The sequence below is a fragment of the Pseudoalteromonas marina genome (assembly GCF_000238335.3).
GTDB classification, from domain to species: Bacteria; Pseudomonadota; Gammaproteobacteria; order Enterobacterales; family Alteromonadaceae; genus Pseudoalteromonas; species Pseudoalteromonas marina.
Genome location: NZ_AHCB03000005.1, coordinates 835,879 through 859,251 on the forward strand (window position 1 = coordinate 835,879; position 23,373 = coordinate 859,251).

A 23,373-nucleotide genomic window follows, 5' to 3' on the forward strand; every position below is an offset into this window, starting at 1 on the left:
GTGTCATGTAGGAATTCTAATTATGATGGGTGACTTTTTATTTTCAGATGAGCCAGATACACCGGTAGATAACACCGATCTGGGCACCTGGAAAGTACTAATCGTTGATGACGAACCTGAAGTTCATGCAGTTACTAAATTGGCATTGAGTGATTTTGAGTTTCAAAATAAACGTTTAGAATTTATCAGCGCGTATTCTGGCGCTGAGGCTAAAACTTTAATTGATGAGCATAAAGACGCAGCAATTGTTCTACTTGATGTTGTAATGGAAACAGACGATGCAGGCCTACAAGTTGTAAAATACATTCGTGAAACCGCAAAAAATAACCACATTCGTATTATTTTACGCACCGGCCAACCTGGTCAGGCACCAGAACGCCAAGTAATAGTTAATTTTGATATTAACGACTACAAATCAAAAACAGAACTCACCGCACAAAAATTATTTACAGTTATCATGTCGAGCCTTCGTTCGTACCGCGATATTATTTCAATAGAACAATCTCGTGTTGGCCTTGAGAAAATAATAACTGCATCACGCAATATTTTTTCTGCACATTCAATAGAGCATTTTATAGAAGGAGTAATGCAGCAACTTACATCATTGCTTGGTATTTCAGATCAGGCTATGTACGCGACCACCCTTGTTGCACAAAACCCAGCATCTCAGAACAATAAAATGATTATTTGTTCAGGTACCGGTGAGTTTGAAAAAAGTGAAGGTAAAGACCTTGAAGAGGTGCTACACGCAGATCAACTAAGCGCATGCCAAGAAGCGTTAAATAATCAGTCTATTATCTACAAAGATAATTACCTATTTGCTTATTGCAGCAGTGAATATAACCACAGCTCAATGCTGTTTATCACAGGCATTCCAAATACACTAACCGATACACAACGCAACCTCGTTGAAATTTTTGCTCAAAATGTACAATTAGCCTTTGAAAATGTTCAGTTACAATCAGAGATTGAGGCCACGCAACAAGAGCTTGTTTACAGATTAAGTGAAGCGGTTGAACAACGCTCTACTGAAACAGGTAATCATGTAAAACGTGTTGCACATATTTGCCATGCTTTGGCGCTTGGTTATGGTTTATCTAAACAGCAAGCTGATTTGATTAGATTAGCTGCGCCTTTGCATGATGTAGGCAAAGTAGGTATCCCCGATTCGGTATTAAATAAGCCCGCAAGGCTTGATGCACCAGAGTGGGAAGTAATGAAAACCCACACTGATAAAGGCTATGGGATTTTAAAAGGATCAGCACATGAAATTGTCAGTGCAGGTGCCACTATAGCCAAGGAACATCACGAAAAGTGGGATGGTTCTGGTTACCCTGAAGGTTTAGCAGGGAATAAAATTAATATATTCGGCCGCATTGTGGCATTGGCTGATGTATATGATGCGTTAAGGCATAAACGCTGCTATAAAGATTCATGGACGCTCGAGCGTGTTGTTGAAGAGATAAACGCACAAAAAGGCACGCATTTTGAACCAAAGTTAGTTGATGTTTTTAACGCAAACCTTGATGAACTTGAAATAATTATTAAACGTTACCCAGATTAATTTTATATAAATAGAAGAACAGAGGCATATGGATTATTTAGCAGTAAAGCACTCACACATGGCAATAGCAGCATTGAGTGTAGTTTTATTTTATATTCGATCTTTTTCACGAATGGGCAGTGGCAAAATTGCTCGCAATAAAGTTGTATTTATTGGTAGTCATAGCATGGATACATTACTTTTAATTTCTGCATTTACACTCATGTATATGGGGAAGATAAACCCGTTTGAACAACATTGGTTATTAGAAAAAATTATATTAGTGGTTGCTTATATTGCTATTGGAATTATAAGCGCTAAGCAAACTAATTTTTTGGCTAAAATATCTTACCTTATTGTAAATACGTTTGTTATTTTAGCTATTGGTTATTTGGCAACAGCCAAGTCAGCATTACTACTTTAAGCCTTAAATAAACTTACCGAGCTTTAGTATCTCTAAAGCTCGAATATTCCCTCCATGCATTTGATCAAGTACATTTCGTTATTGGAATATATGGGTAGAATTAGGTAAACTACGCGTTCGTTTTCTAGAAATGTTGCAGTATTGATGACCACTTTTGGGTTTGATGAACACGATGACTCTTATATTGATGATGCTTACGATGACTTTACCCCTGCGGCAATTTATCGTTGTATTAAGGCTGAATCGAAATGGGATCCACAACTAGACTTAACAGCCGCTTTTGATGTTCTTGCTGATTTTGAAAAACAAATTAATGCATTATGTATTGTTGTACCCGACTCTCATGAACGCTTAGATAAGTTGCTAGACACCTTTTACAGTACATGGCTATTTAGCGCTTCGAGTTTAAAAGTACCTGAGCATAAATTAAATAGCCTAAGCTACACCCTAACTATGCGTAGCGGCTCGCCAACTACTCTGGCAATTTTACTTTGTCATTTTTTACAACAGGCTAACCTCGATGCCAGTATGAGCCTAAATCAAGGCGATATAGGTGTTCATATTGCTATGAGCGATGAAGAAGGCTATTTGGTTGAGCCAAGTAGCGGTCAGCAAAGTTGGTATATTATTCCTGAAAATGCTGATGAAGCTGAAGGGCAAGAACAAGAGCCCTTAGAACTTATTTTTGACGATGAAGTTTATAAGCTTTTCTTAGCGCAGCAAAAGTGGTCTTTCATTAGTGAAAATAAATTTGGCCATGCATTAACATGCGTTGAAATGTTAATGGAATTAATTGGCGACGACCCTTACGAAAGGCGTGATAGAGGGTATTTATTAAATCAGCTCGATTGCCCTAAAATGGCCCGAGATGATCTACAATTTTTTGTAGATGAATGCCCAGATGATCCAGCAATAGAAATCATCCAACACCAAATTGAAGAATTAGAAGATAATAATAAAACTCACCATTAATATTAGGGAATACCATGGTTGAAACACAAAGCGCATTAATCACTAATGATGCAGTTGTGCTTGGTTTACTCGCAGTTATTTTGGGGTTTATATTTAAAACCTCAAACAGCGAGCGCCCAGCATTAAAAACGTTCTATAAATATGTACCGGCTCTATTACTTTGCTACTTTTTACCTTCTTTGCTTAATACGTTTGGTATTGTCGATGGTAATAAATCGAATGTTTATTACGTTGCTTCACGCTATTTATTACCTGCCTGTTTGATACTTTTAACTATTAGCATTGATTTAAAAGCGATTTTAAACTTAGGCCCTAAAGCACTAATTATGTTTTTAGTGGGAACGCTCGGTATTGTTATCGGCGGACCCCTGGCTATATTAGTTGTGAGCGCGGTAGACCCTACAATTGTAGGCGGGCATGGGCCAGATGCTGTATGGCGCGGCATGACCACCGTAGCTGGAAGCTGGATTGGCGGTGGTGCAAACCAAGCCTCAATGAAAGAAATGTTTGAGGTGGGCGGCGATATTTTTTCAGTGATGGTCACCGTTGATGTCATAGTGGCTAATATTTGGATGGCAGTTTTGTTACTAATGGCAGCTAACCATAAGAAAATTGATGCTGCTACAGGAGCAGACACCAGCGCCATTGAAGATTTAAAGCAGCGTGTTGAAAAATACCATGCAGAGCATGCGCGCATGCCAACACTGAATGACTACATGACATTGCTTGCTATTGCATTTGGTATTACTGGTTTAGCCCATTTTTGCGCAGACTTTTTAGGGCCGTTTTTCGCTAATAACTATTCATGGGCAAAAGAGTACAGTTTAACCAGTAAGTTTTTCTGGCTAATTGTCATTTCAACTACCATTGGTATTAGTTTGTCTTTTACTAAAATAAGACAGATTGAAGCATTTGGTGCATCTAAAGTAGCTTCAAGCTTTTTATACATTTTAGTTGCCTCAATTGGCTTACATATGAATGTAACTGCTATTTTTGATAACCCGGGCTTGTTTTTAGTGGGCGCTATTTGGATGCTAGTACACGCTGGTTTAATGTTGCTTGTTGCAAAATTAATTAAAGCACCGCTTTTTTATATGGCAGTAGGCTCGCAAGCTAATGTCGGAGGCGCAGCGTCTGCGCCTGTTGTTGCGTCAGCATTTCACCCTTCGCTTGCGCCTGTCGGTGTTTTACTGGCTGTATTAGGTTACGGAGTGGGTACATACATGGCTTATATTTGTGGATTAATGTTGCAAGCAGTTGCACCTTAAGGAATTAAAATGAAAGATCAAATTATCAAAATTAATGATATTGAATTGGCAAACAACAAACCGTTTGTTTTATTTGGTGGTATGAACGTTTTAGAATCGCGCGATTTAGCCATGCGCATTGCAGAACATTATGTTGAAGTGACAACTAAACTAAACATACCATATGTGTTTAAAGCATCATTTGATAAAGCTAATCGTTCTTCAATCAACTCGTACCGTGGTCCGGGAATGGAAGAAGGGTTAAAAATATTTGAAGAAATTAAAAACACCTTCAATATTCCTCTTATCACTGACGTTCACGAACCGCATCAAGCGGCGCCGGTTGCTGAAGTGGTTGATGTTATTCAGTTGCCTGCTTTTTTAGCCCGTCAAACAGACTTAGTTGTTGCTATGGCAAAAACAGGTGCGATTATCAATGTTAAAAAGCCGCAGTTTTTAGCACCACATGAAATGCGCCACATCATTACTAAATTTAATGAGGCTGGTAATAATAATATTGCACTTTGTGAGCGTGGCTCTAGCTTTGGTTATAATAACCTGGTTGTTGATATGTTAGGAATGGATGACATGAAAGCAATGGCACCTGTAATTTTTGATGCAACGCATGCGTTGCAACGTCCAGGTGGTCGTGCAGATTCAGCTGATGGGCGTCGAGCTCAAGCGGCAGAGCTAGCCAGAAGTGGAATGGCTTTGGGGATCGCTGGTTTATTTATAGAAGCACATCCAAACCCTAATGAAGCAAAGTGTGATGGACCATGTGCATTAGCCCTAAGTAAATTAGAAGGTTACCTATCGCAAATGAAAGCAGTAGATGATTTGGTTAAGAGTTTTGCGCCTTTAGATACCAGCGCTAGCGACTTATAAAAAGTGACCGCATAATAAAAAGCGACATTAGTCGCTTTTTTTACACCTTAAATATACTCTTTCTTGTCATGGGTATATAATTCATGCATAAGAAAAACTAATTCAAAGCTTGGTTATTATGTCAAGACGAGTCCCCCCATTAAACGCACTCAAAGCATTTGAAGCTGCAGCACGGCATTTAAGCTTTACAAAAGCCGCAGAAGAGCTTTATGTAACGCAAGCAGCTGTCAGTCATCAAATAAAAACACTCGAAGAACATTTAGGTTTAAAGCTATTTTTACGAAAAAATCGCTCGTTATTATTAACGGAAGAAGGCCAAGGTTATTTTTTAGATATTAAAGAAATTTTTACGCAACTGATTGATGCTACAGAAAAGTTACTTGCGCGAGGAGCTAAAGGCTCATTAACGGTAAGTTTAACCCCTAGTTTTGCAATTCAATGGTTAGTGCCTCGTTTAAGTTTATTTAATGAGTTACACCCTGAAATTGACGTAAGAATAAAAGCACAAGACCAAGACGAAAATTCGTTAAGTGACGATGTCGATATTGCCATTTACTACGGGCGTGGCCACTGGAATGGAGTGCAAGCTTATAAGTTACATACAGAGTATTTAGTGCCATTGTGCAGCCCTATGTTATTGAGTGGCCCCAAACCACTTGATCAACCCAGTGATTTAGCACAGCACACCTTATTGCATGACACTACACGTAAAAATTGGAAAACGTGGATGAAAACTGCGGGTGTACGTAACGTACAAGTAAATCAAGGGCCTATATTTAGCCACTCTTCTATGGTGCTGCAAGCTGCTGTTCATGGCCAAGGCGTTGCAATTGGGAATAGTGTGTTAGCCAAACCAGATATTGATGCAGGGCGACTAGTTATTCCGTTTAGCCACAGTCTAGAAAGTAAAAACGCTTATTATTTGGTGCTTCGTGAGTCACAAACTGAACTGGGAAAAATAGTGTCATTTAAAGAATGGATGCTAAGTTTGGTTGAACAAGAGCAAGAGTATTAATCATGATTGAATGGTTCAAAAGTCAAAGCCAACCCGCAATTGCACAGTTTATTTTTGCCCATGGTGCTGGTGCTGGCAGTGATTCTGATTTTATGCAGCACGTGGCTGCACTGATCAGTGAGCAGGGTGTTGATGTTGGTTTATTTGATTTTGAATATATGCAAATTGCAAAGCAAACCGGCAAGCGACGCCCACCAGAGCGTGCTCCCAAGTTGCTTGCATACTATGAGCAAGTATTAACGCATGCCCAACCTAAATTACCCTTGTTTATTGGCGGTAAATCAATGGGCGGGCGAATGGCGTCAATGCTTGCATGCACAACTAAGCAGCCGATCAAAGGCGTTATTGCATTTGGTTACCCATTTCATCCACCAGGTAAACCAGACAAGCTTCGAACAGAACACTTTGCTGATATTCCTTGTCCTTTTTTAGTGTTGCAAGGTGACCGAGATACATTTGGTACGCGTGAAGAACTAAAAACGCTGGCAATGCCAAAACAGCCCGACTATGTATGGCTGGCTGATGGTGACCATTCATTAAAACCACGTAAAAAAAGTGGCATTACTGAATTAGAAAACCGCCAAATAGCAGCTTCTAGTGCAGTACAATTTATAAACAAAATGTTGGGTAAATAATGACAAAACTATTTTTAATGGCAGGCAGTTTATTTTGTATGTTTTCGGTTATGTTGGGGGCTTTTGCCGCTCACGGACTGAAAAGTCGTCTATCAGAATATTCGATAGGTGTGTTTAAAACAGCCGCTGAGTATCAAATGGTGCACGGTTTAGCATTAATTGCAGTAGCTTTACTCTTAAAATGGGGTATTAGCCTAAATTGGGCTGGCCACTTTTTTATAATAGGTACATTGCTTTTTAGTGGCAGCCTATATTTATTAGCACTGACAGGAATGAAGTGGTTAGGGCCAATTACTCCTCTTGGTGGGGTGTGCTTTATTATTGGTTGGATTGTTATTTTAGTGCAAGTTGCACGATTTAAGTTTTAAAAAGTTTAAGGGTTATTATGTCTAGTGTTGTGATTTATTGTCGCAGTGGGTTTGAAAATGATGCAGCTGCTGAAATAACATTTCATGCTGCTGAGCAGGGTTTTGCAGGGTATGTAAAGGCAAAACCTAATACAGGTTACGTTATATATGAATGTTTTGAAGCGCAGCATAGCGACGAGATAATCAAAAAAATCGATTTCAAAAATATGGTGTTTGCTCGCCAGTGGTTTGCCGGCACATTATTAGAAGATATGCCTTTAGAAGACCGTGTAGGCGCAGTTGTGCAAGCAGCTAAAGATTTTCCTTTATGCGCTGAACTACGAGTAGAGACGCCTGATACAAACGAAGGGAAAGAACTACTTACTTTTTGTAAAAAAATATCCACACCGCTTAAAAAAGCACTAGAGAAACAAAACACCGTGTTGCGTGAGTCAAAGGCAAATCGGCCTGTGATGCATGTGTTATTTTTGGAAAATAATACCGCATATGTTGGCTACTCATACAGCTATAACAATTCACCCAACTTTATGGGGATTTTACGTTTGCGTATGCCAAGCGATGGTCCTAGCCGTTCTACACTTAAACTTGATGAAGCGTTTTATGTGTTTATACCAGAGCAACAAAGAGAAACACGTGTTGCTGCAGGTATGCGATGTGTTGACCTAGGCGCATGCCCAGGTGGTTGGACATATCAGTTGGTGCGCAGAGGCATGTTTGTTAATGCAATAGACAATGGACCAATGAATGATAACCTAATGGAAACAGGGCAGGTTAAGCATTTTAGAGAGGATGGCTTTAAATATCGTCCAGAGAAAAGAAACATTACTTGGCTTGTATGTGACATGGTAGAAAAACCAACCAAAGTAACCAGCCTAATGATTGACTGGGCAGTTAATGCCTATGCAAAAGAGCTTATTTTTAATCTTAAGTTACCAATGAAAAAGCGCTTTGACAGTGTATATGAGTGCTTAGCAATGATAAAAGAAGAGCTCGCTAAGTACGGTATTAGCTACGAATTACAAGCTAAACATTTATACCATGATAGAGAAGAGATCACGGTGCATTTAAATGTGACTAAAGTCCCTCAAAGCTTATACAGGTGATTAAAGACAAAAAATGGGCCGCTAGGCCCATTTTTATATACACACTGTTACTAAAGTAATAACTTCATTTAAGAGTTAGCTTCGGTATTTTGGTCGGTAATTATCTACCCACAAACGCGTAGCACCGCATACGGCAACAGGCATTACAATTAGGTTCACAAATGGGATGGCTGTTAATAACATAACAGCAAAACCAAACCCATAAGAAAGCCCTTGTTTAGACTTTAAGTCGTTTTTCATCTTTTTAAAACTAATTTTATGGTTATCAAACGCATAATCTTTATACTGCACCGCATACATCCAGCAAGTAAATAATACCCACAGAATTTGCCCTATTACCGGTAATACCCACAGTAATATAAAAAAGCCAATAGCACGTGGTAAGTAATAGCATAGCTTGGTCCACTCACGGGCAAGCATACGTGGTATATCTTTTATTAAGTCAGCAAAGCCATCATCGTTAATTTTTTGACCCGTTAGGTACAACTCTACTTTTTCGCTTAAAAGTGCATTAAATGGGGCTGCAATAAAGTTTGTAATCACGGTAAACACCATACTATAACTAAATAGCACGACTAATACCGCAATTGGCCACATTAACCATTCTAACCAGCTTAGCCATTCGGGAAGCATATTGTTGATATAATTAAAACTGTCACTCAGCCAGCCAAATAAGAAAAATAATGAACTACCGAATAATAAAATATTAATCAAAAGCGGAATGAGCACAAAGCGCTTTAATCCTTTTTGGCTTATTAATTTAAACCCTGAAAAAAAATATTCCATACCTTGTATGATCTGCACAACAACCTCAATCAATGTTTACAACTAAAGTTAGTATAAATAGCTTAATAATTTTGAACAGCTATTTTGCGTAACAAAGTGTTTAAAGCAAGGTATACGCATTTTTTATCAGTTCCTTATTTGAAAGTACTGAGTCTGAATAATTTAAAGCTGTAATTGTGTTAAAACACCATGCAGAGGTTGTTCATTTGTTACAATTCGGTATAGTTTCACAACATATAATTAATATAAATTTGAGATACTCAATGCAGTTAGTTGATTTAAAACCGAATGACCAGGATGTGATTAATGTTTTTGCTGATATCGACCGACTTATAAACTCTTTATACCCTGTAGCTACCGCGCAATCACTTACCTTAAGCGAACTAGATAAACCTAACGTTTATGCCATTGGGTTAAAAAATGATGACGGGATTGTTGCTTGTGGGGCAATTGTAATGCAATCAGGGGAACCATCTTACGCAGAAGTAAGACGCCTTTATGTAAACCCTAGTTACCGTGGGAAAGGGTTATCTCGCAGAGTTATGCAAATTCTTTTGCACTACGCAGGCGAAGAAGAAATACCATTAATTAGATTGGAAACCGGCCCTAAACAAATTGAATCGATTAAACTATATGAAAATTTAGGATTTAAACGTTGTGGTTGTTTTGGTTCTTATAAAGATAACCCGCAAAGTGTGTTTATGGAGCTTGGCTTAAGCCAATAACAAGCAGATTTTAAAACACCTATATTTTATAGACTAACGCTATGCTGTCTATTATTGTATAAAAAACAGCAGTTAGCAGTAAAAGTCGTTTATTTAAAGCTATACTTTACGTTACCTAAGCGAATAATTTTATTCGGTACTGAATACGTACTGTTTTTAAAAAACATCTGTAAGCTAAAAACAATAATGAAAGTGTGTGGTGTCAAATGGAAACAGTTAGATTAAATAAGTTGTTATCCCATCAGCAAGATATTTTATCTAAAATAGCGCTTGGACTCCCGTTTGAGGATGTTCTTGACGAAATTTGCTTATCGATAGAAGAACTTATTGATGAAAAATCCGCTAAATGTTCTATTTTGTCACTAAACAAAGGGCAATTGCTGCACTGTGCCGCGCCTAACATTGAGGATGGTTATTGTCAGGCAATCAATGGGGTTCACATAGGTCCAAATGTTGGCTCGTGCGGTACTGCTGCTTATTTAGGCGAGCGCGTTATTGTTGAAGACATAGCTAATTCATCGTTGTGGGCTGATTTTAAAGACGTCGCTTTACAGTTTGGATTGCAGTCGTGTTGGTCTACCCCTGTTATTTCAACTAAATCTAGTATTTTAGGCACGTTTGCCATTTACCACGATAAGCCCAAAAAGCCTTCACCTTTCGAACTTGAATTAATCGACTATTTTGTAAATTTCACAAGTATTGCACTTGAAAAAAATGCAGAGTACATAAAAGCTAACCAGCTCATTACTGATTTAGAAAAAAGTAATGAAAAATTTGCAGCTTTTACAAAGGTTATGCCCGATTTAACACTTATTATTAGTGAAGAGGGTGAGTATATGGATATTTATGGCACCACCGACGCGCTTTTATACAAGTCACAATCTGACTTAATAAATAAAAAAATTAATGACGTAATGCCTGCTGAAGATGCCACATCAATAATGGCGGTAATAAATAAAACATTGCTCACAAACGATGTTCAAGTATTTGAATACGAATTAGATATCGACGGCAAAATAATGGTTTTTGAAGGTCGTACATCACCCATTAAAGATTACCAGTCAGATAACCCATCTCAGCGTTATATTGTTTGGGTTGCACGCGATATAACAACAAGAAAAAAAGCAGAGCTAGAAGTAGAAAGGCTTGCCTTTTATGACCCATTAACAGGTTTGCCAAATAGACGAATGCTGAATGACAAATTATCAGCCTATGTTGAGAATATAAAGCAAAGCGATGTGACCGGTGCGTTATTATTTCTAGATTTAGATAACTTTAAACGAATAAACGATTCAGTAGGCCACAGCGCGGGTGATGAAGTTCTTGTAGAGCTTTCAAAACGATTTAATGATGTTGTTAGTGAAAAAGATACATTAGCGCGTGTTGGTGGCGATGAGTTTATTATATTGCTTGAATATGTTGGTGATAATACAGAAAGTGCAATTTTAGAGTCTGAAAAAATAGCAAAAATAATACAAAGTGTTTTTTATGATAAATTTGAAGTGGGCCGCTTAGCCTTTCAGGTCAGTTGTAGCATTGGTATTTGTTTAATAGATAAAAGCAATCATTTAACCGATAATATTCTTAAATTTGCTGATACGGCTATGTACCGTTCTAAAATGAAAAACGGCAATAGCTGCAGCTTTTATGATCCCGAGTTACAAGCATTGCTTGAAAATCAGGCCGAACTTGAAACCGACATTGTAAGAGCCATTGCACACGATGAGTTTAGTGCGTATTTTCAGCCGCAAATAAATGCAAATGGTAAAATTACGGGTGCAGAGGCTTTAATTAGATGGCATCACCCTAGTAAGGGGCTGATTGCGCCTAATGACTTTATTCCAATCGCTGAGCAAAATGGGGTTATTCAAAAGCTCCAAAATACCGTTCTACGTGATATTTGTATTTTAATAAATGAGCTTAATAGCAAGCAGCTGATTGATGATTCATTTAAAGTGTCAATCAACATCAGTCAAGTCCAGTTCAATTCAACGACGTTAAAAACGGAATTATTAAATGTTGTTAATGATTATAATGTTAATCCATCGAATATTAAGTTAGAGATCACAGAGTCTATGCTTAGCGGCGATATAGCCAGCGTAATATCGCAAATTGATGAGTTAAAGCAGCAAGGTTTTATTTTCTCAATAGATGACTTTGGTACAGGCTATTCGTGTTTAACGCATTTGAGCTCGTTTTCAGTGAATGAATTAAAAGTAGATAAAAGCTTTATAGATAAAATATTAGATAAAGGCACAGGGTTTAGTATTGTGCAAACCATTATTAATTTAGGTAAAAGCCTTAACTTAACAGTTGTTGCTGAAGGTGTTGAAACCGAAGAACAATTTACCGTACTTAAAACAATGAGCGTTGACATGATTCAAGGCTATTTAATTGCTAAGCCTATGAACTTCGATGATTATTTATGCTGGCATCAGTCTTATTAAAATGTAGACACCTTCAATTTTAAATTAACATGCTTTGGTAATTTGGCTGGAGTCTGTCGTAGTATCAAAACGACTAACAAGAATCCTGTTCTTGTTAATCACATTCGTATAAAATTCACCACCTAACGTCCTATAGTTTTCACAATTAACGCAATACAGAGCGAGACTTCCTTATCCTTTCTAATAAAGACACCAGTTCAGTGACCGATTTAACAGTAGTTACTCATAACGGTAATTTTCATGCCGATGATGTATTTAGCATCGCGGTGCTTAAACATGTCTACCCTTCGTTTAATTTAGTACGTACACGTGATAAAGCGCTTATGGACAGTGCTGATATAGTGATTGATGTAGGTGGGCAATACGATCCCGATGCTGGGCGTTTTGATCACCACCAACGTGGTGGTGCAGGGGAACGTGAAAATGGAATACCGTACTCGTCATTTGGATTGGTGTGGCAAAAGTATGGTTTAGCACTGTGTGACAATAATCAAGCAGTTGCAGACAGAGTTGATGCAGGATTAGTTTCAACCATTGATGCAATTGATTGTGGTCATGTTGAGGGTGTTCAGCAGGGTATAAGTTTAAGTCAAACAATTTCAATGTATAATCCAACATGGGAAGAGAGCCCAGAGTTTGATAAGTGCTTTGATGAAGCTGTCGAATTTGCTTCTCGTATGCTGACTCGATTTATAGCGTCAGCAAGTGGCAGTGTCAATGCAAAAGCAATTGTCGCTAAAGCGATAGAAAGTGCTGAAGATCCTCGCGTTATTGTGCTTGAAAAGTACACGCCATGGAAAAAAACAGTCCATATTTTGTCAAGCGAAGCGTTGTACATGGTTTACCCTTCACATTCAGGTCAATGGATACTTCAAACAGTTCCTGTTGAGCCCGGCTCGTTTGAAGATAGAAAGTCGCTTCCTAAAGCATGGGCTGGTTTGTCTGATGAAGATTTCCAAGCAAAAACGGGGTTAGACGACGCTGTTTTTTGTCACAATGGGCTATTTATTGCTGGCACTAAATCATTTGAGAGCACAATGAAGCTTGCCGAAGTGGCGTTAGCTGAATAAATGATTTAGCTTCAATAGTTAATTAGCCTGATTCTGAAATCAAATCTCTAAAGCAGACTTCAGGCTAAGTAATTAATTTGCTCCTACGCAGTTGTTTAAACCACACCTAACATTACCCCTCAATATATAAGTGTGTTACCAATCTGAGCTTTTCTTAAAGCTAGGCCCAATAAAATAAGGTTTTGTTGGTCATGCTGTTTACTATTTATTTTTAATATTAAAAATCACTCGTTACGAGTAAAAATACTTGTTGGACTTAAAGGTCTATTTTTCTTTTAATGCGCGCAATTAGCCGAACCGGCATTCATTAAATAAAAGAGAAAGATAAATGAAAGAGACAACATCACTAGAACAAGCTCGCACGAGTTACAATGTTCGTCATTGGAGCCAAGGTTTTTTTGGTATTAATGATCAAGGTGATGTGTATGTTGCCCCAAAGGCTCACGCCCCAGAGCAAACTATTGCACTGACAGATATTGCAAAACAACTTCAAGAAAAAGGCTTAAGCTTACCGGCTTTAGTGCGCTTTCCACAAATTTTACATCATCGTGTGCACAGTTTATGTGGCGCATTTAATACCGCGATTGAAAACTATGGTTACCCAAAAGACTACTTATTAGTTTACCCAATTAAAGTAAACCAACAACGTGAAGTGGTTGAAGAAATAGTAGCAAGCCAAGCCGAATTAGAAAAAAAACAATTAGGCCTTGAGGCGGGCAGCAAACCAGAGCTTTTAACTGTTTTGGCAATGGCAGAAAAAACCAGTGCAGTGATTGTATGTAATGGCTACAAAGACAAAGAATATGTGCGCTTAGCACTGATTGGCGAAAAGCTAGGCCACAAAGTATACATAGTGCTTGAAAAGCTCTCTGAGCTTGACATGGTACTTAGCCAAGCAAAAGCGCTAAATGTTAAACCACGTATTGGTATTCGCGTTCGTTTAGCATCACAAGGCAAAGGTAAGTGGCAAGCAAGTGGCGGTGAAAAATCTAAATTTGGCTTATCAGCGTCGCAAGTTTTACATGTAGTAAACCGCTTAAAAGAGGCAGGTCAACTTGATTTAATGCAACTTGTGCATTTTCACTTAGGCTCGCAAATGGCAAACATTCGTGATGTGCGTTTAGGTGTGAGCGAAGCCGCGCGTTTTTACTGTGAGCTACGCAAATTAGGTGCAAGCATTGAGTGCTTAGATGTAGGGGGCGGTTTAGCTATTGATTACGACGGTACGCGCAGCCAATCGCATAACTCAATGAATTACAGCTTAGCTGAGTATGCAAATAACATTGTGTACACCATAGGTGATACGTGTAAGCAGTACGCGCAGCCCATGCCGACGATTATTTCTGAGTCGGGGCGTGCACTAACGGCGCACCATGCGGTGCTTATATCAAACGTGATAGGCACAGAAAGCTACGTACCAGAGGAGCTAAAAGCGCCTGCTGGCGATGCACCGCTTTTATTAAATAATATGTGGGCATCGTTTGTGCAGTTAACCGATTTAACGGATGACCGCGCACTGATTGAAATTTATCACGACAGCCAAGGGGATTTAGCAGAGGCACATAACCAGTTTGCACTTGGGCTTTTAGATTTAACGCAGCGTGCGTGGGCAGAGCAAGTTAACTTACGTATTTGTTATGAGCTTAACAAACACATGGATAACAAAAACCGTTTTCATCGTCCAATTATTGATGAGTTAAATGCGCGTTTAGCCGATAAGTTTTTTGTAAACTTTTCGCTTTTTCAATCATTGCCTGATGCGTGGGGGATTGATCAAGTGTTTCCGGTATTGCCATTAAGTGGCTTAACCGAAGCACCAAAAAAACGTGCTGTATTACTTGATATAACCTGTGATTCAGACGGCGCACTTGAGCACTATGTTGATGGCCAAGGCATTGAAAGCACTTTACCGGTGCCTGAGTACAGTGCAGATAAGCCTTACTTAATGGGCTTTTTCTTAGTGGGTGCATACCAAGAAATTTTAGGTGATATGCACAATTTATTTGGCGATACGCACAGCGCTATTATCAATATGGATGAGCAAGGCGTTGCCAGTATCAGCGAAATAAATCAAGGCGATACGGTGGCCGATATGATGCGCTATGTGCATTTAGATGTTGAGAGCTTTCAGCAGTCGTACGCGCAGTTAGTGTCTGCAAAAATAGATAAAAATGAACAGCAAAGCGTTTTAGACGAGTTGCAAAACGGCCTTAATGGCTACACTTATTTAGAAGAGTTATAAGCAATGTCTAGCTTATTTGGTCATGTTGACCACTCATTGTATTCAAACGGGATGACGTTTTTACGTCGTCCTATGGTGCAAAATATTAATGCCATTGATGCAGATGTCGTTGTACTAGGCTTACCGTTTGACTTAGCAACATCGGGCCGTCCCGGTGCTCGCTTAGGGCCAGATGCCATTCGTAGAGCGTCGGTACATTTAGCCTGGGAAGACACTAAATACCCGTGGACATTTCCTTTGTTTGAGCGTTTAACGGTTGCTGATGCGGGTGACTTTACTTATCCGGTAGGCGATCCTGAGTATTTTACGGCACAGCTAGAAATGGCTGCAGAGCAAATACTTCGCCAAGGGGCAACGCTGTTAGGCCTTGGTGGCGATCACTTTGTAACGCTTCCGCTATTGCGCGCGCATGCAAAAATACATGGCAAAATGGCGCTGGTTCATTTTGATGCGCACACTGATACATACAGCAATGGCTCGCGTTTTGATCACGGCACTATGTTTTATCATGCACCCATGGAAGGGCTGATTGATGTAGAGCACAGCATACAAATAGGTATTCGTACCGACTTTGACCAATCAAAGCATGAGTTTGCAGTGATTGATGCAATGCAAGCTAACGATTTGCACGCCAATGAAATAGCAGCCCAAATACGCGAGCGGGTAGGCGACTTACCCGTTTACCTAACGTTTGATATAGACTGCCTTGACCCGGCATTTGCACCAGGTACAGGCACACCGGTTTGTGGTGGTTTAACATCAGATAAAGTGCTTAAAGTACTGCGCGCGCTTAAAGGTATAAATATGGTGGGAATGGATGTGGTAGAGGTATCACCGTCGTATGACCAAAGTGAGCTTACCGCTATTGCCGCAGCAACAATTGCGAGCGAATTATTGCATTTGTGGACACATAAAAATAAGTACTCACTCTAAAGTGCCCCAATAATAAAAGAGGATGTAAATCCTCTTTTATTATTTAGAGGTATCGATTACTCAAGAGTTTTATTTCTTTCAGCCATATAAAGCTCAAGGCAATAAGCGGTAAGTTGGTAGTAACTGGATTAAATGCTTCTATTAACAAATTTGGCTGCATGACCGCAACGGCCCCTAACAGGCCGCATAATAAGAAAATATTTAACCAAACTAGCTGTTTATTTTTATAAAATATAATAAGTAACAGCCCAAAAATAACCTCAGCAATACCGGCACCACGCGTAATCAAATCAGACACTTGTGCAGAATAGCCAGCACTGCCAGTCATTAACTTTTCAAGAGGGGCAACGTGATAAATTTTTGGAAAAAAGCCATGATACATCCAACTCAACCCCACAATATAGCGTGCAATTTGTATATAACCGCGGTTATTTCCTAGCATTATCTATTCGCTCCTGTGAGCTGGGGTGGCTTGATAAGTATTCGAGTAAGTTATTTACCTTTTTAAGGTGTTCGTTTTCAGTGGTATGCGCACTTTGCAAAGCTTCAATTGCATCGGCAAAATCGTTGCTTGAATAGCCTAAGTTTTCTAGTTGAGTTAATGCATAACTGTCGGCTTCTCGTTCCATATCTCGCGAAAAGCCTTGTTGGGCAAACGAGGCACCAGTCCCCAAGGCAACCTCAGCTATTCCCTCTAAATCACCGAATATAACGGCAAGTACAATCGTACTTGCTGCCGATTGTGCTGTTATGCGAACACTATGCTGGTGGACGACATGGCCAATTTCGTGAAGTAATACGGCTTTTAGTGCATTGGGCTTATCGGCCAGTAAATTAGCTAATTCATCTGTGACCACAATTCGGCCATGAGGGAGTGCAAACGCATTAGCACCAAAGCTTTGGGATTTATAAAACGAAAGCCTATACACCGACTTTTCAAGTGCAAGCTCATCAAGCATAGTTTTAAAGTGTCGCTGAACTCTGGCTTGTTGTTCGTCAGGTAGCTCTGTTGGGTCGAGTGCTAATTTTTTAATTACAGCAAAACTTTGCTCACCCATTTGTTCAACAACGCTATGCGGTAGAGTATCAACACTGTAAACAGCAATTGCGGGCACAACTTTGTATAGCATTAACCACATAAAAAGAGGTGTAACTACAATTGCTGCAATAATAGCCCACTTGTTTTTTTCAAGCCGCTCTAATGAGTGATGATTTTTGGCGTTAAATGGCCACCTAAAATCTACATCAAGCGGAATAAAGCGACCACCATCGTCAAAGCTTAGTTCGTCGGCAAGACCTGCAATCGCCGAACTTAAATTAAGTTCGTTAATTGCATAGCGGACAGGTTCTTCGTTACCGTGATTAATTTCAACGTGTGAGCCGCTAATTTTAGCGACACACAGTTGATAGTTACTCGAAGCGTTTGGAAAATAATGTCCCTGAACGTTCATAATAAACTCTTATGTTAACGACAAATCAATATCAAATACGTTAGCCGCTTCCTCAGCAAAGGATGACTGCTGCTCTTGCGTTGTATCTATTAAGTTTAATGCGCCAGGGTATATATCAACGGTTGTAGCCTCGGCAAGCATTTTTGATGTGCGAATTTGTGTCCAGGGGTAAGCAAGCCCTAATGAAAACACAATAGCTAACATGTTGGTTAAAAGTAAAATGGCGTAAGGAATAGGCTTAAGCTGTGATTTAAACGATGCTACATCTTCAAATTGGCTATTATTAAAAATATGATTTCTAATTGCCGCTTTCCATACCGCGGTTACTATGGCAATCATCACGACGTAAGCAATCATTAACCCACCAAACATAACCCCCATTTTTGCAGGGTCTTGAGCTGCTTGTTGGTTTTCTACATTGAGTAAATCAAGTCCAAATAGTCCTAAAATAGCCATAAATATCACCATGGTGATAGAGCTCACCACAAAACAAATAAGGGCTGTAAGGTAGTAGGTTTCACCTTTGAGGTTTACGGCTAATGGCTTATTACCGTAACTAATATTACTGTGAATGTAAGTATCTATGCGCTTTAAAACATAAGGCATTAATAAATAAAGTGTAAATACACTGGCAATAGGTAAAAGAATAAAGTTAATGAAGGCTTCGCCGTAATCTCCTTTAAACGAAAAACGCACATTACGATGACGGGTCATACGCATATTAAAACGTAAGCCTTGGTTAATAATCCACGGCATTAAAAAAATAAAAGCGATGGCAAATAAGAAGCCTATGAGTGGAAGAAAGCTGACAGCAAATGTGTAAATTAAAAATACAATAACGGCTAAAATACGGCCTTTTAAAATTTGCATTGGAGTAGCTAAGTAGTCAAAGCTGTGGCCATCTATACGAGTATGCCCATAAAAATAACGCATTGTACGCACTTTTGCCCAGGCAGAATAAATGCCCAATGTTAATACGCTTAGTAAGATATTAACTATCCAAATACCAAAAAACTCACCGCCTTTGCCACTAAATTGTACTTTAGAGCTAGATAGCGGGGTGAGTGGATTCGCGCTCGATTCGTTTGATTGTGAAGGAGTTGGGTGTATTGATTCCATTAAAAGCCATTCCATGTTGTTTTTTTGTTAATTTACCGATTTCAAGTGCAAAACTCAATATTTATCCCTGCAATCGGACTTTTAATCTCTAAGGTGAGTTCAAACTAGGTGATACATTTTTTATAATGAACTCTGTTATACTGGGCGGATAATTTTATGGGGCTGTTATGATTTCAAAAAACCAACTCAAACTTATTCGCCAACTTGGCCAAAAAAAGTACCGAAAGCAATATAATCAATACCTTGTACAAGGCGAAAAAAACGTACTTGAGTTGCTTAATAGTTCACTAAACGCAGTTGATGTATTTGCAACTTCGGCATTTATAAATGCTCATCAAAGCCGTTTTCCAAACACCCATATCATTGAAGCTGACGAGGACGTTCTTACTAAAGCGAGCACGCTTGTAAGTAATAATGCTGCTATTGCAATTGTTGATATGCCAAAAGCCGACTTACCCACAATAAAAGGGTTAATATTGGCCCTTGATGGCGTGTCTGATCCTGGCAATTTAGGCACAATAATTAGAGTAGCCGACTGGTATGGTATTAAACACATTGTAACCAGCACAGACAGTGCAGATGCCTATAACCCAAAAACAATTAGCGCCACAATGGGGTCATTTGTAAGAGTTTCAGTTAGTCAGGTCGATTTGCCTGCTTACCTACAAACACTCAAGTTACCAATTTACGGTGCGTTTTTAGATGGCCAAAGCGTACACAAAACACAGTTTAATGGCGAAGGTGTATTGTTAATGGGGAGTGAGTCTCATGGCATACGACAAGCCTGTGCGGGTTTAGTAACCGATAAAATAACAATTCCTGCGTTTGGTGAGGCCGAGTCGCTCAATGTTGCTATGGCAACTGGGATTATTTTAGATAATTTTAAACGTCAAGCTTAACAAACGTGTGTTCTTTGAGTTAAATTGCCCATGAATAACAACAATAATAAATTGGTAAAACAACAAGATGCGCTTAAGCACTATTAAATTAGCGGGCTTCAAATCGTTTGTAGAGCCCACTAAAATACCGTTTCCAGATCAAATGACCTGCGTTGTTGGGCCAAACGGCTGCGGTAAATCTAATGTGATTGATGCGGTAAGATGGGTGCTTGGAGAAAGCTCAGCTAAAAACCTGCGTGGCGATGCCATGACAGATGTTATTTTTAACGGCTCAACTAATCGAAAAGCCATTTCGCAAGCCTCTGTAGAGCTGATTTTTGATAACTCGCTAGGCGAGCAAGAATTAAAAAGCACCTTTGCCGATAGAAACCAAATAGCGATTAAGCGTTTAGTAACACGCGATGGCCAATCGTTATACTTTTTAAATGGCAGCAAATGCCGCAAGCGTGACATAACTGATATATTTTTAGGCACTGGGCTTGGTCCTCGCAGTTATGCGATTATTGAGCAAGGGATGATATCGCGCTTAATTGAAAGTAAACCTCATGAACTTCGCGTGTTTTTAGAAGAAGCTGCGGGCGTATCTAAATACAAAGAGCGTCGCCGCGAAACGCAAACGCGGATTAAAAGTACCCGAGAAAATTTAGAACGTTTATTAGATGTTCGTAAAGAGCTGCAAAGCCAGCTCGATAAATTGGCTGTTCAGTCACTTGATGCTAAAAAATACCGTGAACTTAAAGCAACAGAGCGCACATTAAAAGGTCAAGTAGCTGTCTTAAAATGGCAAAAGCTGCATCAACAACAATTAGACAAAAGCGAGCAAATCAAAAAGCTTAATGAGCAAATAAGCTTTTTTAAAACGGCTCACTCAGGGCACGATGATGTGCTTGCAACACTTGAAGGAGAGGTTCAAGCTCAGCAAGATAAATTAGGTGATGCGCAGCACCAGCAACATCTTATTCATACCGAGTTAACTCGAGCCGAACAGCAAAAAATTAGTGTTAAACAACAAATACAGTCACTTAAACAAAGCTTAATAAAATTACAACAACGCCAAACAGATAGCCTTGAGCAAAAAGCGCAACAGCAGCACATATGCAAAGAACTTGATGAAGCACTGCAAGAGGCAATAGAAAGCAGTTTAATGTGCGAAGAGCAAGTGAGTGAATTGTCATTTGAGCTTGAGGGGTTGCAGGGTACTAAGCAGCGAAGTTATTCGAATTGGCAAACACTCAACGAACAACAGCAACACCTTACCAATCAGGTGCAGTCGCAAAGTAGTGAAATAAAGCACACGCAACAGCAAATAAATCATGTTAATGAGCAACTTAGCCAATTAAATTTACAGCTTGATGAACTAAAAAATAATAATGTAGAACAGCAGCTGGCCGAGCAAAAACAGCAGCGCCAAGCACTCACTGAGGCGCTTGCAAAAAATCAAAGCGCGCTTGCGCAATGTGAAGTTAAATTGACTCAGCAAAATAGGCAGGTTGATGAAACTCAAGACAATCATAAAACACTGACACAGAAAGAAAATGAACTAAACGCCCGTATTGCAGGGCTTAAAAGTGCATTGGGGTTAGATGAAAAGGTCACTAACTCAACTGGGGTTTTAAGTCAGCTCATAGTGCTAGAGGGTTTTGAGCCATTAATAGAGCAAGCACTTAAGTCGCTTACGCATTTAAGTGTAACAGAGCAGCAATCAACTAATAGCATATGGCCAAGCAGTCAGCCTTCACTTAAGGCAAGCTTGGCAGATTATATTACCGCTGGCGTGTACCCTGACTTACTCACGCGAATTGGCTATAGCGAACACGCCGATTTATCTATGCTAAATGATGACTATTACATTGCGATAATGGATAAAAAAGGCGCATTGCATGGTCGTAATTGGCACGTAAACGCAGACAGTAACACCGACAACTCATTGCTAATAAAGCATAAGCAACTTCACGCGCACACCGATGAGGTCATACAGGTTAAAAGTCAGCTTGAACAGGTCAAAAGTGAGCTTGAACAATACACTGTAATACAAGCAGAGCTTAATACCGAACAAAAAGCACTCAAAGACGTTATTCATCAGCTTGCTCAACAAATTGCTATTTCAAGTACCCGAAGCGATATGCTCACAGAGCAAGTTACTCAACATCAACATCAGCTATCAAAAATAAAAACACAAGAGCAAACAATAAGTGCGTCACTGGTGCAACTCAATAAGCAGCTTGATGAACAAACCGAGCAATATGAACTATTTGTTGAGCAGCAATCAGATTTAACAGATGAAACTGAGACTGCGAATGATGAGCGCATGCTCAGCGATAAAAATTATAGCCAAGCACTCAGCGCATTGGAGCAATACAAAGCGCAGGCTCATCAGCTAAGCTTAAGTCAGCAAAAAGCACGTAGTGAATGGCAGTTAAGTCAAACAAAACTGAGCCATGCAGCGCAAGCCTATGAAGAGGCAAAACAAGGAGCTGAAGAATTAGTTTTGGAAATAGAGGCGTTACTTATACCAGAAGAAACACTCAGTGAATCAATCTCAACCTTACTAGAAAAGCATCAGCAAGGCGAACAAAGATTAGCGCAATTGCAAAACGATTTATCACAAGCTAAAGACGCCTTACATACAAAGCAAGCTAGCCTTAAAAATTCGCAAGGTGAGCTGCAAGGGCTTCAAGAACAACATCAAAAATTAACACTTGAAGAGCAGAGTTTACTAATAAAGGCACAAGCTGCACTTGAGCCATTAGAAGAGCTTAAACAAAGCTTAAAAGCCGTACTTGAAACATTACCTGACGACTTAACCCTAAATGCAGCGCAAAACCAATTAACAGGTATTACAAATCAGCTAGACAAGCTGGGTGCGGTTAACTTAGCAGCTATAGAAGAGTTTGATGTTGCAAAACAGCGCAGTGAGTATTTAGATAATCAGTTAGAGGATTTAACTAAAGCGTTAAATACCCTTGAAGGGGCTATTCGGAAAATAGATACCGAAACAAAAACACGCTTTAAAGCCACGTTTGATCAAGTTAATGAAGACTTTGCACAGCTGTTTCCTAAAGTTTTTGGTGGAGGGAGTGCGTATTTGGAATTAACCAGTGACGATTTACTTGAAAGTGGTGTTAGTATAATGGCACGGCCGCCAGGTAAGAAAAATTCAACTATTCACTTGTTAAGTGGTGGAGAAAAAGCGCTGACGGCATTATCATTAGTGTTTTCTATATTCAGGCTAAATCCAGCCCCGTTTTGTATGCTGGATGAAGTTGACGCACCATTAGATGACGCAAACGTTGTTCGCTTTTGCCGTTTGGTGGAAGAAATGTCACAATCAGTGCAATTTATTTATATAAGCCATAACAAAATTGCAATGGAGATGGCGGGGCGTTTAACCGGTGTTACCATGGCAGAGCCGGGTGTATCTCGAATGGTTGCAGTAGATATTGAACAAGCGGTGCAACTTGCACACGCATAAATTTTTATAACACGTGTATTAGTTTTTAATTACTATA

The 23,373-nt window shown here is 39.4% G+C and carries 20 protein-coding genes; 16 read left to right on the forward strand and 4 right to left on the reverse strand.

All coding sequences use genetic code 11. The features are described from left to right. Positions 1-22: 22 nt before the first annotated feature. From PMAN_RS04000 to rlmM, 9 genes are all read left to right on the forward strand, one after another. Positions 23-1,564, forward strand: a complete 1,542-nt coding sequence (locus PMAN_RS04000; RefSeq protein WP_010556011.1) for a DUF3369 domain-containing protein — start codon at positions 23-25, stop codon at positions 1,562-1,564. Positions 1,565-1,592: 28 nt separating this feature from the next. Next, on the forward strand, positions 1,593-1,967 hold the full coding sequence (locus tag PMAN_RS04005; protein WP_010556012.1) for a SirB2 family protein: 375 nt from the start codon (positions 1,593-1,595) through the stop codon (positions 1,965-1,967). A gap of 144 nt (positions 1,968-2,111) precedes the next feature. After that, a complete protein-coding gene (locus PMAN_RS04010) occupies positions 2,112-2,939 on the forward strand; it encodes a tetratricopeptide repeat protein (protein ID WP_008133135.1) in 828 nt (275 codons plus the stop codon). Positions 2,940-2,953: 14 nt separating this feature from the next. Next, the gene (locus tag PMAN_RS04015; RefSeq protein WP_010556013.1) at positions 2,954-4,207 is read left to right on the forward strand and encodes a DUF819 family protein; all 1,254 of its coding nucleotides are present in this window, start codon (positions 2,954-2,956) and stop codon (positions 4,205-4,207) included. 9 nt (positions 4,208-4,216) lie between these two features. Beyond that, on the forward strand, positions 4,217-5,071 hold the full coding sequence (gene kdsA, locus PMAN_RS04020) for a 3-deoxy-8-phosphooctulonate synthase (RefSeq protein WP_006794509.1): 855 nt from the start codon (positions 4,217-4,219) through the stop codon (positions 5,069-5,071). Positions 5,072-5,189: 118 nt separating this feature from the next. Then, positions 5,190-6,086 carry a transcriptional regulator GcvA gene (locus tag PMAN_RS04025; RefSeq protein WP_006794510.1) on the forward strand — a complete coding sequence of 299 codons (897 nt, stop codon included), beginning with the start codon at positions 5,190-5,192 and terminating at the stop codon, positions 6,084-6,086. A gap of 2 nt (positions 6,087-6,088) precedes the next feature. Beyond that, the gene (locus tag PMAN_RS04030; protein WP_010556014.1) at positions 6,089-6,721 is read left to right on the forward strand and encodes an alpha/beta family hydrolase; all 633 of its coding nucleotides are present in this window, start codon (positions 6,089-6,091) and stop codon (positions 6,719-6,721) included. Next, on the forward strand, positions 6,721-7,089 hold the full coding sequence (locus tag PMAN_RS04035; protein ID WP_010556015.1) for a DUF423 domain-containing protein: 369 nt from the start codon (positions 6,721-6,723) through the stop codon (positions 7,087-7,089). The genes PMAN_RS04030 and PMAN_RS04035 overlap by 1 nt, the downstream gene beginning before the upstream one ends. A gap of 17 nt (positions 7,090-7,106) precedes the next feature. Further along, complete coding sequence (gene rlmM, locus PMAN_RS04040; protein ID WP_010556016.1) at positions 7,107-8,192, forward strand: 23S rRNA (cytidine(2498)-2'-O)-methyltransferase RlmM; 1,086 nt, start codon at positions 7,107-7,109, stop codon at positions 8,190-8,192. Positions 8,193-8,267: 75 nt separating this feature from the next. Here rlmM and cysZ read toward each other — a convergent pair whose 3' ends face one another. Further along, a complete protein-coding gene (gene cysZ, locus PMAN_RS04045; RefSeq protein ID WP_010556017.1) occupies positions 8,268-8,978 on the reverse strand; it encodes a sulfate transporter CysZ in 711 nt (236 codons plus the stop codon). Between the two features lie 263 nt (positions 8,979-9,241). Between cysZ and PMAN_RS04050 the strand changes: the two genes are divergently transcribed. From PMAN_RS04050 to speB, 5 genes are all read left to right on the forward strand, one after another. Next, positions 9,242-9,703 (forward strand): GNAT family N-acetyltransferase, encoded by a 462-nt coding sequence (locus PMAN_RS04050; protein WP_010556018.1) that lies wholly within the window; start codon positions 9,242-9,244, stop codon positions 9,701-9,703. A 206-nt stretch (positions 9,704-9,909) separates the two neighbouring features. Further along, entirely contained in the window at positions 9,910-12,150 is a 2,241-nt protein-coding gene (locus tag PMAN_RS04055; RefSeq protein ID WP_010556019.1) for a sensor domain-containing phosphodiesterase, read from the forward strand. A 200-nt stretch (positions 12,151-12,350) separates the two neighbouring features. After that, positions 12,351-13,220 (forward strand): MYG1 family protein, encoded by an 870-nt coding sequence (locus tag PMAN_RS04060; RefSeq protein ID WP_006794517.1) that lies wholly within the window; start codon positions 12,351-12,353, stop codon positions 13,218-13,220. Positions 13,221-13,548: 328 nt separating this feature from the next. Continuing rightward, on the forward strand, positions 13,549-15,462 hold the full coding sequence (speA, locus tag PMAN_RS04065; RefSeq protein WP_010556020.1) for a biosynthetic arginine decarboxylase: 1,914 nt from the start codon (positions 13,549-13,551) through the stop codon (positions 15,460-15,462). A gap of 3 nt (positions 15,463-15,465) precedes the next feature. Beyond that, positions 15,466-16,395 carry an agmatinase gene (speB, locus tag PMAN_RS04070; protein ID WP_010556021.1) on the forward strand — a complete coding sequence of 310 codons (930 nt, stop codon included), beginning with the start codon at positions 15,466-15,468 and terminating at the stop codon, positions 16,393-16,395. Between the two features lie 43 nt (positions 16,396-16,438). On the opposite strand, the gene PMAN_RS04075 is transcribed toward speB, so the two are convergent. From PMAN_RS04075 to PMAN_RS04085, 3 genes are read right to left on the reverse strand one after another with little or no spacing between them, the layout of a single operon-like run. Then, entirely contained in the window at positions 16,439-16,837 is a 399-nt protein-coding gene (locus tag PMAN_RS04075) for a DoxX-like family protein (protein WP_006794520.1), read from the reverse strand. Next, positions 16,824-17,846 carry a M48 family metallopeptidase gene (locus PMAN_RS04080; RefSeq protein ID WP_010556022.1) on the reverse strand — a complete coding sequence of 341 codons (1,023 nt, stop codon included), beginning with the start codon at positions 17,844-17,846 and terminating at the stop codon, positions 16,824-16,826. Before PMAN_RS04080 ends, PMAN_RS04075 begins: the two co-directional genes overlap by 14 nt. A gap of 9 nt (positions 17,847-17,855) precedes the next feature. Then, positions 17,856-18,965, reverse strand: a complete 1,110-nt coding sequence (locus PMAN_RS04085; RefSeq protein WP_010556023.1) for a YjgN family protein — start codon at positions 18,963-18,965, stop codon at positions 17,856-17,858. A gap of 167 nt (positions 18,966-19,132) precedes the next feature. Here PMAN_RS04085 and PMAN_RS04090 point away from each other — a divergent pair, with 167 nt between their 5' ends. Then, on the forward strand, positions 19,133-19,864 hold the full coding sequence (locus PMAN_RS04090) for an RNA methyltransferase (RefSeq protein WP_010556024.1): 732 nt from the start codon (positions 19,133-19,135) through the stop codon (positions 19,862-19,864). A gap of 67 nt (positions 19,865-19,931) precedes the next feature. After that, positions 19,932-23,336: a chromosome segregation SMC family protein gene (locus PMAN_RS04095; RefSeq protein WP_010556025.1), complete on the forward strand. Its 3,405-nt coding sequence runs from the start codon at positions 19,932-19,934 to the stop codon at positions 23,334-23,336. The last annotated feature ends 37 nt before the right edge of the window (positions 23,337-23,373 follow it).